The organism is Streptomyces violascens, from assembly GCF_014649955.1.
Taxonomy (GTDB): domain Bacteria; phylum Actinomycetota; class Actinomycetes; order Streptomycetales; family Streptomycetaceae; genus Streptomyces; species Streptomyces violascens.
Genome location: NZ_BMUA01000042.1, coordinates 35,950 through 44,769 on the forward strand (window position 1 = coordinate 35,950; position 8,820 = coordinate 44,769).

The 8,820-nt window shown below is 69.1% G+C and carries 13 protein-coding genes and 1 pseudogene; 9 read left to right on the forward strand and 5 right to left on the reverse strand.

The annotated features are described in order from the left end of the window. Positions 1 to 73 precede the first annotated feature (73 nt). The 5 genes from IE206_RS39330 (at position 74) to IE206_RS39350 (ending at position 2,857) form a co-directional block, all read left to right on the forward strand. Entirely contained in the window at positions 74 to 940 is an 867-nt protein-coding gene (locus IE206_RS39330) for a WD40 repeat domain-containing protein (RefSeq protein WP_189971060.1), read from the forward strand. A 481-nt stretch (positions 941 to 1,421) separates the two neighbouring features. Continuing rightward, positions 1,422 to 1,790, forward strand: coding sequence for a hypothetical protein (locus IE206_RS39335; protein ID WP_189971062.1), 369 nt, complete (start codon positions 1,422 to 1,424; stop codon positions 1,788 to 1,790). Beyond that, positions 1,787 to 1,954 carry a hypothetical protein gene (locus IE206_RS39340; RefSeq protein WP_189971064.1) on the forward strand — a complete coding sequence of 56 codons (168 nt, stop codon included), beginning with the start codon at positions 1,787 to 1,789 and terminating at the stop codon, positions 1,952 to 1,954. Before IE206_RS39335 ends, IE206_RS39340 begins: the two co-directional genes overlap by 4 nt. A 117-nt stretch (positions 1,955 to 2,071) precedes the next feature. Next, on the forward strand, positions 2,072 to 2,269 hold the full coding sequence (locus IE206_RS39345; protein ID WP_189971065.1) for a hypothetical protein: 198 nt from the start codon (positions 2,072 to 2,074) through the stop codon (positions 2,267 to 2,269). Between the two features lie 192 nt (positions 2,270 to 2,461). After that, the gene (locus IE206_RS39350) at positions 2,462 to 2,857 is read left to right on the forward strand and encodes a hypothetical protein (protein WP_189971066.1); all 396 of its coding nucleotides are present in this window, start codon (positions 2,462 to 2,464) and stop codon (positions 2,855 to 2,857) included. Between the two features lie 170 nt (positions 2,858 to 3,027). Here IE206_RS39350 and IE206_RS43755 read toward each other — a convergent pair whose 3' ends face one another. The 4 genes from IE206_RS43755 to IE206_RS39370 all read right to left on the reverse strand — a co-directional run bounded on the left by IE206_RS43755 (position 3,028) and on the right by IE206_RS39370 (position 4,770). Further along, positions 3,028 to 3,243 (reverse strand): RICIN domain-containing protein, encoded by a 216-nt coding sequence (locus IE206_RS43755; RefSeq protein WP_373301057.1) that lies wholly within the window; start codon positions 3,241 to 3,243, stop codon positions 3,028 to 3,030. Positions 3,244 to 3,345: 102 nt separating this feature from the next. Continuing rightward, a complete protein-coding gene (locus IE206_RS39360; RefSeq protein WP_373301058.1) occupies positions 3,346 to 3,726 on the reverse strand; it encodes a DUF2267 domain-containing protein in 381 nt (126 codons plus the stop codon). 114 nt (positions 3,727 to 3,840) lie between these two features. Further along, positions 3,841 to 4,236: a DUF2267 domain-containing protein gene (locus tag IE206_RS39365; RefSeq protein ID WP_189971073.1), complete on the reverse strand. Its 396-nt coding sequence runs from the start codon at positions 4,234 to 4,236 to the stop codon at positions 3,841 to 3,843. Positions 4,237 to 4,338: 102 nt separating this feature from the next. After that, positions 4,339 to 4,770 carry an Hsp20/alpha crystallin family protein gene (locus IE206_RS39370; protein ID WP_189971076.1) on the reverse strand — a complete coding sequence of 144 codons (432 nt, stop codon included), beginning with the start codon at positions 4,768 to 4,770 and terminating at the stop codon, positions 4,339 to 4,341. A 128-nt stretch (positions 4,771 to 4,898) separates the two neighbouring features. Here IE206_RS39370 and IE206_RS39375 point away from each other — a divergent pair, with 128 nt between their 5' ends. After that, positions 4,899 to 5,531 carry a type III effector protein gene (locus IE206_RS39375; RefSeq protein ID WP_189971078.1) on the forward strand — a complete coding sequence of 211 codons (633 nt, stop codon included), beginning with the start codon at positions 4,899 to 4,901 and terminating at the stop codon, positions 5,529 to 5,531. Positions 5,532 to 5,653: 122 nt separating this feature from the next. Here IE206_RS39375 and IE206_RS39380 read toward each other — a convergent pair whose 3' ends face one another. Next, complete coding sequence (locus tag IE206_RS39380; RefSeq protein ID WP_189971080.1) at positions 5,654 to 6,238, reverse strand: transposase; 585 nt, start codon at positions 6,236 to 6,238, stop codon at positions 5,654 to 5,656. 455 nt (positions 6,239 to 6,693) lie between these two features. Between IE206_RS39380 and IE206_RS39385 the strand changes: the two genes are divergently transcribed. The 3 genes and pseudogenes from IE206_RS39385 to IE206_RS43760 form a co-directional block, all read left to right on the forward strand. Then, the gene (locus tag IE206_RS39385; RefSeq protein ID WP_189971082.1) at positions 6,694 to 7,335 is read left to right on the forward strand and encodes a LysM peptidoglycan-binding domain-containing protein; all 642 of its coding nucleotides are present in this window, start codon (positions 6,694 to 6,696) and stop codon (positions 7,333 to 7,335) included. Between the two features lie 375 nt (positions 7,336 to 7,710). Continuing rightward, positions 7,711 to 7,836, forward strand: a complete 126-nt coding sequence (locus IE206_RS43335; protein ID WP_268254469.1) for a hypothetical protein — start codon at positions 7,711 to 7,713, stop codon at positions 7,834 to 7,836. Between the two features lie 800 nt (positions 7,837 to 8,636). Next, positions 8,637 to 8,820: pseudogene (locus IE206_RS43760) on the forward strand (HNH endonuclease); the annotation flags it as partial.

Genomic DNA, 8,820 nt, shown 5'->3' on the forward strand with positions numbered 1-8,820 from the left:
CGTCAGCGGCAACCGCGAGCTCATGGTGTGGGACTCCGACGAGAGGTATCTGACGCACCGGCGGGTTCCAGTGATGACCGACCCGACGAGAAACCTGTTCATCAACCCGGACCACGGCTACCTGAGCCGCCGCGAGCCACCCCGAGACGAGCACGTGAGGGAGCTCGGGCACTACTCGTTCGGCAGCAACACCGTTGCTCAGTTGACACGGGGCTTCGTGGCCACGGGCGGCGTCGGAGGATGGGCTTGGTCCCCGACCGGCGACGAATCGGGCGAGGAGTTCGTGTTCTGCACCGGACCGATCAGTTTCGTCGGACTCGCGGCGGTCTTTCCGGACGGACGGTACGTTCGCTGCGACAAGGACGGACACCTCACACTCCTTGATCCGAACGATTCGGCACGCAAGCCGATCCCCATCGGGCGGCGAGGTACCGTTGCGACGGCCATGGCCGTGCTGCCGGACGGACGCGTGGTCACAGCTTCAGAGTCCAGGAGCAAATTCCGCAGCCGCATCCTGGTCTGGCACCCGGATGCCCCGGACCCCGTGGATCTTGGCGAGCAGCCGACAGCCACAGCGATCGCCGTACTCCCGGACGGCCGGGTGGCGACCGGCGCCCTCCTGGACGACCGGATCCGGCTGTGGGACCCGAACGACGCCGACCGTGGTTCCCGGGAACTCGGACGGCATGACACCACCTACCACGTGTCAGCTCTGGCCGTCCTCGCGGACGGCGGTCTCGTGTCCGCAAGCCGGAACGTCGTTCAACTGTGGGATCCGTCCGCCGGTGAGGTGCGGGCGAGGATCAACTGTCCGGTGGAAAGCCTGGCAACGGCAGCCGTGGGCGAGGACGCGAGTGTCATCGCGATCGCCCATCCCGGCTCGGACTGGTCGTTGTGGTTCCACGGCAAGGGATACCTGCTGATCAAAGAAAGCAAGTGACCGAGCCGAGTGCTGTCCGCCCCGTTCCCGCACACCACAGACTGGCCGGGTCCGGGCACGGGAGGCGATGGGCACCGGTGAACTCCTGCGCCCCCTCGGCCAGAAATGGCTCCAGGACGTCCCCCTGGACGGCGGCAAACCACTGGCCCCCAGCACGGAACGGGCCCTGTGGCGCCAGTGCAGCAGACGTGGCCGAAAGAGGTACCCGCGGCGGCTGCTGGTCGGGCTGGCTCGGTGACCCGCCGCGCCTTCCGCATGCCCTCACCGCTGCCTCGACGCGCCTTCTCCCGGGCTCGCAGGACCCCGCCGCTCCCAGAGGGCTAAACAGCTGCAGGGCTGCCCCGCCCCTGAGACAGAAAAGGGGCTGCGGATCGCCTCGGCCGCCGGGCCCTGCCTGTGGCCCGTGGTTGCCACGCAGCCTCGGGCGCGGAGTCCGGTGTCCATGGTGACCTGCCCGGCCGGGCAGGCGATGATCGGGGGTATGGCTGTCACGTCCTCCCGTTTCCCGGTGCCCAACGCGGGCGAGATCCTGCGCGCCCGCTACATGCGGCGGCTGCCCGCCCGGCTGGAGGATCTGCGCGGTCCCGCGCACGGCACGGTCGGCCTCCCGCTGCATGTGGTCTGGTCCGGCCAGCGCTCCTTCGACGTCGATGCGGTGCGCCCCCGGATGGGCCTGTACCGGACGGTCCTGGCCGAGGGCCAGCAGCAGGACGTGGTGGACTTCCTGAATCGGGACTTGCCCATCGCCCAGTGGCCGGTGCTGCGGACCCTGATCAGCCGGCTGGTCCGAGACGTGTGGGAGGACGCCTTCCCCGAGCTGACGACCATCCGGGCCGCGACCGCTGCATGAACCTGCACGTCCTGCTCCGCCGCCTCCTGGCCATCGGCACCCCTGTCCCCGGGGCGTCCGACAGGGTTCTTGCCGGTGATCTCGGAGTGCTGGTCGGCGACGACCGGCTGCACGTCTGCGACTTCAGTACGGACCTGAGGTCCGCAGCATGGCGGCGCCTCTAAGTGCGATGATCACGGTTCTCCCCCGCTGGGGTGAACCGGCCTCCGCTCGGCTCGACTTCGGCCTGTGGTCCTCGCTACGAAGATCATTCCATGTGAGTGATCTCCGGAGGAGTGTTCATGAACGCAGGCAGGATGATGGCCGTGGGGATCGCCGTGCTGGCCGTCCTCGCCGGCTGGCCGACGGCGGCGAGTGAGGAGCCCTGCCGGATCAACACCGACGCCGCGGTCATCCGCGAGCAGCCGTCGAAGACGGCGGCGAAGGCCGGGATCAGCTACCGCGACCAGACGTGGCCGTTTCCACGACTACACCCGTGATGTGGCCTGGGCTCACATCACCACGAAGAACTCCGGCGTGAACGGCCGGGTCAACCGCAATCTGATCTCCACTGCCAAGGAACAACTCGCCCGAACCGCTCCCTGATGCGCTTCCCGCACGGGCTTCGCCGGCTACTCGCAGGGCTGGCTGTTCTGGTCTGCACGGGCTGCGTCACGGTCCCCTCCAGGACCGTGACGCCCGCGCGGGAGGTGGTGCCCGACGGGGGCCGCTTCGCCACCGTGGCACCGGGTCCGCTGTGGCCCGACCCCGTCCAGCCGCCCGCCCGCGAGACCCTGGCACCCGCCTACAGTCCAGCCCCGACCACCACCGCCACCGAAGCCGCCGAGCCGCTGGACCGGCCCGGCCGGGAGCACCCAGCGCGCGACGCCGACGCCGGGCATCACGGGCCTGCCCAGCATGGCACCGGTCACCCGCCGGCTGCCGTCCGCCGTCCCTCCCCCGTGCCCCGCCCGCCTCGTCAGCGCCCCCAGCCCGACTACGACCCCGGGACAGTCTGTTCCTGGGCACAGGGCGCGGGCATCGATCCGCCCGTCGTACGCGCCTGTCAGCAAGAGCTCGCCCGCTGAGCCGATTCCCCCGGGGCCGTTGGTCTCCTCCCGCGGGTGTCAGGGCCGTTGTATCGACAGGTATGGGCGCCACACCCGCGGTGACTTTCCGGTCGCGCAGATGGTTGGACTCAGCATCGTCTGCCGTTCAGGAGGTCTTCCCTGTGCCGAGGTTTCTGAAGGTCCGCGCGTCAGCGGCCGGTGCGCCGGCTGTCTGGTCGTCTCCTCCTGGCACCGAGCCAGCTCCGGGCAGCGCACTGTGAGCACCAGCGACTGCGAAGCAGACGAAGAACCGTCTCCCATTTCGACCCGGCCTGCCCTTTGCAGTCCCACTGCTGAACGCGAGCACCGTCGTTCGTGCTGGAGTTGTCGACCTCCAGGCACTTGCCGCTCACTTCACTGACGATCTCGCCTGCCTGGTCAGCAGCATGGCTGACGGCAGGGACAGCTCGCCGAGTACCGGTGGGCCGGGACGCGGCGGGGCTGGCCCCGAGCGCGTACGTCGCCGTCTACGCGGCGGGGGTGAGTTCGGCGCGGCCGAACAGCAGGGCGTAGCCGGTGGGGAGCTGGTGGAGGATGCGGGTGATCAGGCCGGGGTCGGCGTAGGCGGCGACGGCGGAGAAGACGGATCCGGTGTCCCAGCGGGTGGTGGCCAGGGAGGCGCCGGTGCGGGCGGAGAGGTCCTTGACGAAGGCCCAGCCGGTCAGCGGCTGGGTGTCGGGGATCTGCGCGGTCAGCACGAGTGCTGCCTCCAGGGGCAGGCAGGCGGCCAGCTCGACGCGTTCGTCGCCGGTCAGCTGGCGCCCCAGTCCGGCAAGGACGAGTCGGACGGCTTCGTCGGCTCTCTCGCGGGTGGGGTAGGCGCCCTCGTAGCGGACCTTCTCCAGCATCTGCTCGTATGCCGTCGCGTACGGCTGCTGGGTCGGTCCGTGCCGGTCGGAGATCACGGGGGATGGTTGCCTTTCTTGCCGTGGCCGGTGTCCGGGCACCGGCGTGCGGGATGGTCAGGTGGGCTGGGGGCGGCCGAAGAGCAGGTCGTAGCCGACGGGGAGCTGGAGCAGGATCTGGTGCAGCAGGTCTTCGCCGGCGGCGTCGGCGACGGTGGACAGCACAGCGCTGACGTCCCAGGCCGCGGTCTGCTCGGTGGCACCTTCGATCCACGCGGCGGTTGCGCGGACGAACCGCTCCGGGGGCAGCGGCTCGGCGCTCTGCAGCGGGTTGAGCAGGATCAGGGCGAACCCCTCTGGCAGGCGCGCCGCCAGCTGGGCGCGGACGTCACCAACCAGGTGCGCGCCGAGCAGGGCTAGCACCACGCGGGCCGCGCGTTCGGCTTCCTGCAGGGTGTCGTACTCGCCGCGTTCTTTCACGTGGGCGAGGAACGCTTCGCGTCGCAGAGTCATTGAGGCCGCCACCCCTTTCTTGCTTTTCAGACTGCCGCAGGGGTGCGGAGGGCGGGCTGGGGGGAGATCAGGTGCCCGCCCTCCGCACTCGTCCGGCTGGCGTCAGCCGGAGATCTCCTTGCGGCCGGACCCGGCACCGATGGAGATCTTGCGGGGCTTGGCGCGCTCGGCGATCGGGATGCGCAGGGTGAGCACGCCCGCGTCGTAGTCGGCCTGGATGTGCTCGGTGTCGAGGGTGTCGGCGAGCACGATCTGGCGGGAGAAGACGCCCAGCGGCCGCTCCGACAGTTCCATCTGCACGTCGTCGGCCTTCGTCGCGGGGCGGCGCTCGGCCTTGACGGTCAGCATGTTGCGTTCGACGTCGATGTCGATCGCGTCCGCGTTGACGCCGGGGAGGTCGAAGGCCACCACGTACTGGTCGCCCTCGCGGTAGGCGTCCATCGGCATCGGGGACGGCCTGGTCCAGGTGCCCGGTCCCATCAGCTGCTGGGCCAGCCGGTCCAGCTCACGGAAGGGGTCGGTGCGCATCAACATGGGGAAACACCTCCAGGAAGGTTCGGGCAGTTGCTGCCAATGCGCTTCACTGAAACCGTTGTAGCATGTCATCCAATGGATGACAAACATGATGTCATCGACATGATGACGACACGAGGGAGGTGCCCGTGACCGCAGCCGACCAACCGCCCACGACCAGCACGAATGCCCACAGTCCGGCGTCGTTCCTCGCCGCCGCGGCCGCCCTGCACGCCATAGACGACGCCCTGCGCGACGCCCAGCAAGAATCCCTGGACATCCCCGATGCACCCGGCCCTGGACCGGAGCAGGCGCTGGCCTCCCTGATGCTGTTGCGGCAGGTCCGCGAGCAACTCGCCGGATGGGAAACGGGCCTGATCGAGACCGCCCGCGACGCGGGAGCCAGCTGGGCCGACCTCGCCCACCCCCTCGGCGTCGCCAGCCGCCAGGCCGCCGAGCGCCGCTACCTGCGCGGCCGGCCCGGCCCTGCCGGGACTACCGGCGAACAGCGCGTCCAGGCCACCCGCGAACGCCGCGCCGCCGAACGCACCACCGCCAGCTGGGCCCGCCGCAACGCAGCCGACCTGCGCCGCATCGCCGGCCAGATCACCGCCCTCACCGACCTGCCCGCCACGGCCCACCTCCCGCTCAGCCAGCTCCACGCGGCCCTCGCCCACGACGACCCCGCCGAGCTCATCCGCCCTCTCAACGCCACCCGCCTCCACCTGACCACCACCCACCCCGACCTCGCAGTACAACTCGACACCCTCATACACCCCTGAACCCACACAGGCCCCGATCCGGCAGCAGGCAGGCAGGCAGGCAACGGTCCGGTGCCCTATGAAGCGCAAAGGATGATCCGGGGGTGCTGCCGCCGGTCCTGGTGGCGCCGGCTGGTCGCTACTCAGGTTGAATCCGCTGTGTCCGGTGTCTCGAGCAGTCCTGTGAGGTCGAGGCCGGTGGGCGGTAGGCAGCCGGTGATCAGGTGAGGCCGGTACGGGATCTTCTTCAGTTTCCGCTCGATGTCCCGGGTCAGGTGCGTCAGGTCGGCCGCGGCGAAGTCGGCCAGTGTCCGCTTGACCAAACTCCAGATGCCTTCATGCGGGTTGATCTCCAGTGCGTACGGCGGCAGACGAAAGATGACCAGCCAGTCCTTGTGCTCCTCGGCAAAGTCGAAGATCTCCTGCTGCAGGTGCACCGACAAGTTGTCCCACACCCACACCAGCGGGGTGCCGAGCTGCAGGTGCATCACGCGGATGAAGTCCCGGTAATCGCTCCAGAGGAACGTCTTCGCCTCGCCCCGTCGGCGCCGGTAGACATGGAGTTTGAAGAACATCCGCGGGCGACAGCCGGGCTTGAAGCACACCGCACCCGCGATGTTGACCCGGCCACCACGACGGCCGGCCACCCGCACCATCGGTCTCGCACCTCGCGGAGCCCAGGTCCGCCTCACCGGGTTCCCCACCCGCTGTTGGGCCCCTTGCAGCATTCGGGCGGGCTTGTGCAGCTGGCCTCGGCGCGTGTGGCGCAGCCATGCCGGTGGATGTACTCGACCGTGATCTGCGGCTCACCTCAGACGGAAGTGTTCTGGTTCGCATGCCCACTTGACAGGCACGCGTTCAACCTAAGGAGGGCTGCGCTGGTGACACCAGGCCTCTGGTCCGGCTGGATTTCGGGCCGGCACCTCCCCCCTCCAAAGACCTTTGAGGCCTGTTCGCTGCGCTAAACCGCCAGCCAGCCAGTTCATTCGATCGGGGGAACAGTGCGGCCTCGATGGTGCAGACGGCAGCTGGTGGGGGGCCGACGCGCTCTGTCCCGGCGGCCAGGAAGGGTGGTTGCCTCTACCGAAATGAAAACCATGCCATCTCACGAGGTTCGTGGCAGAAGAGAGCTCGTGAACTGCACCGGTCCACGTGAGGGGCACTAGCAACAGAGGGGGCTCACATGATTTGTTCCGCGGCAGCAGAAACGGCCGGCCGAGGCGGCCTTGTAGGAAGGGGGAGGTCCCGCCGCTTCAGTTTGGCCATTGTCGCCTTAGCCGTCGGCTCACTGAGTCTGGGGACGGCAGAGCGGTCCGAGGCTCATGGTGGTGGTATGTGGGACCGTATCGCCCAGTGCGAGAGCGGTGGAAACTGGCACATCAACACCGGCAACGGCTACTACGGCGGGCTCCAGTTCGCGGCCGGGACCTGGCGGGCGCACGGCGGCTGGGCGTACGCCTCCACCGCCGACAGGGCCAGCAGGGCCCAGCAGATCGCCATCGCCACGAAGGTCCAGCGCTCGCAGGGCTGGGGCGCCTGGCCGGTCTGCTCGCGCCAGGCGGGGGCCTACGGCAGCGCCCCTGCGGCGGGGAGGCTTGTCGCCGCGCAGGCCAAGCCCTCCAAGCCGCAGGAGGCGCCCGCGGCGCGGCACCCCGCAGCCCCGAGCGCATCCGGAGCCGGCGCCTACACGGTGCGCCCCGGTGACACACTCATCAGTATCGCCGTGGCGCACCACACCCTCTGGAAGGCGCTGTACCACAGCAACAGGTCCGTCATCGGCACTGACCCGAACCGCATCCTGCCTGGGCAGCGTCTCTCGCTGTGAGCCATCGACTGTTCCCTCAAGGCCATAGTCCACGATGTTGCAGATCGTGCAGGGGATGATGGTCACCATGCGTAGACCGACGGAGCTCGCTGGCACAAGCAGTCGACCAAGACGGCTTGTCGCCGCAGGCTCCGTTGGCCTGCCCGGATGTTCTGCCAGCCGTCGCGAACCACTCCTACCCTCAAGTCCAGCGGGTTCACCGGTCACTTCACGTCGGCATGCGGGAGCCGCAGTGCCGTTCGAACTCGTTGACGCGGTCCTGGACCAGCCTCGCGGTGCGCACAGCTGAGGTCTGGACGATGGAGCTGCACAAGCCCCCAAGACTTCGCCAGCCGACCCGGTTGAACGCCCACGTAAGCCGAATCGATCTTCGAGGTGAAGGCATACCCGCCGGCCGAACTCCTGGAGTCTGACGAGCTCGCCCGTGCCCGCGTCGTCAAGGCCGATGCTGAGGGCGCCGAAGCCGGGGTCGTCAGCGGCCTGGCAGACCGAAGGGTCTAGCTGATGTCAGGTCAACGTCGTTCTCCGACAAGACCGTTCACCGACATGAACGGCGCGGCACGGCCTGTTTCCCACGGACGTATGCGGACTCCGAGCCCGCCTCCCAGAACCGTTCACAGACGGCGAACGCCCCGTCCGTGAACGGCGGACAAGCTGCTCACCGACCACTGCACTCGTCAAGCTCGGCCCTAGTCAGACCGTATGGAGAGTCGACGAACTGTCCGTCGACCGACTCGGTTTGCCGCCGCCCCGGCCTCCCGCCCTTCCCGCCACATCCATCCGTAGCTCTGGCGGGCGGACCGGCACATTCCGCGCAGCGCGGTCGCGATCATCAAGCAGAAGCCGGGCGCTGGGGCCGGGTAGCAGCAACCGCACCCACACGAACCCACTCCGCACGAACGGCCCCACGTCAGCGCCAGTGGAGGTGCGTCCCCGGATGAGTGGTGAGATCCCACGAGCGCCATCACCGCACGCCCGGGACGCGATCTCTTGTCGCATGATCACTTCTCGCGGGTGGCTGCGCGCCGCCATCACCCTGCGGGTCTCTCCTCGGTCCTGGCTACCGCCGCCCCGGCATCCGCCGCCGCTGCCCCCCGCCCCTGTGCTGCGCCGGGCCCTGCCCGAACGCCTCCCGCCGACATCGCCCGGGACGAGCTCGGCGACTTGAATGTGGAAGCCCCGCATGCGATGACCGGCTACACCCGGACCAAGTTCCCGCACTGGGCCACCCAGTACGGCCAGTGCGACACCCGCGAGGTCGTCCTGCAGCGCGACGGGCACAACGTCGCTCAGGACGACAAGTGCCGCGCGGTCCAGGGACCTGGTTCAGCGAGTACGACGGGAAGACGCTGACCGTGGCGAGCCAGGTCGACATCGACCACATGGTGCCGCTCGCCGCCAGCTGGCGCGCCGGCGCCGACCTGTGGGACACCGCCAGGCGCAAGGCCTTCGCCAACGACCTCACCCACTCCCAGCTCATCACCG

Excerpts from the sequence above, each read along its gene's own strand:
- IE206_RS39330 (WP_189971060.1), top strand. The coding sequence starts at position 74 with ATGACCGACCCGACGAGAAACCTGTTCATCAACCCGGACCACGGCTAC.
- IE206_RS39345 (WP_189971065.1), top strand. The coding sequence starts at position 2,072 with ATGAACGCAGGCAGGATGATGGCCGTGGGGATCGCCGTGCTGGCCGTC.
- IE206_RS39365 (WP_189971073.1), bottom strand. The coding sequence starts at position 4,236 with ATGACTCTGCGACGCGAAGCGTTCCTCGCCCACGTGAAAGAACGCGGC.
- IE206_RS39335 (WP_189971062.1), top strand. The coding sequence starts at position 1,422 with ATGGCTGTCACGTCCTCCCGTTTCCCGGTGCCCAACGCGGGCGAGATC.
- IE206_RS39385 (WP_189971082.1), top strand. The coding sequence starts at position 6,694 with ATGATTTGTTCCGCGGCAGCAGAAACGGCCGGCCGAGGCGGCCTTGTA.
- IE206_RS39370 (WP_189971076.1), bottom strand. The coding sequence starts at position 4,770 with ATGTTGATGCGCACCGACCCCTTCCGTGAGCTGGACCGGCTGGCCCAG.
- IE206_RS39360 (WP_373301058.1), bottom strand. The coding sequence starts at position 3,726 with ATGCTGGAGAAGGTCCGCTACGAGGGCGCCTACCCCACCCGCGAGAGA.
- IE206_RS39340 (WP_189971064.1), top strand. The coding sequence starts at position 1,787 with ATGAACCTGCACGTCCTGCTCCGCCGCCTCCTGGCCATCGGCACCCCT.
- IE206_RS39380 (WP_189971080.1), bottom strand. The coding sequence starts at position 6,238 with ATGCTGCAAGGGGCCCAACAGCGGGTGGGGAACCCGGTGAGGCGGACC.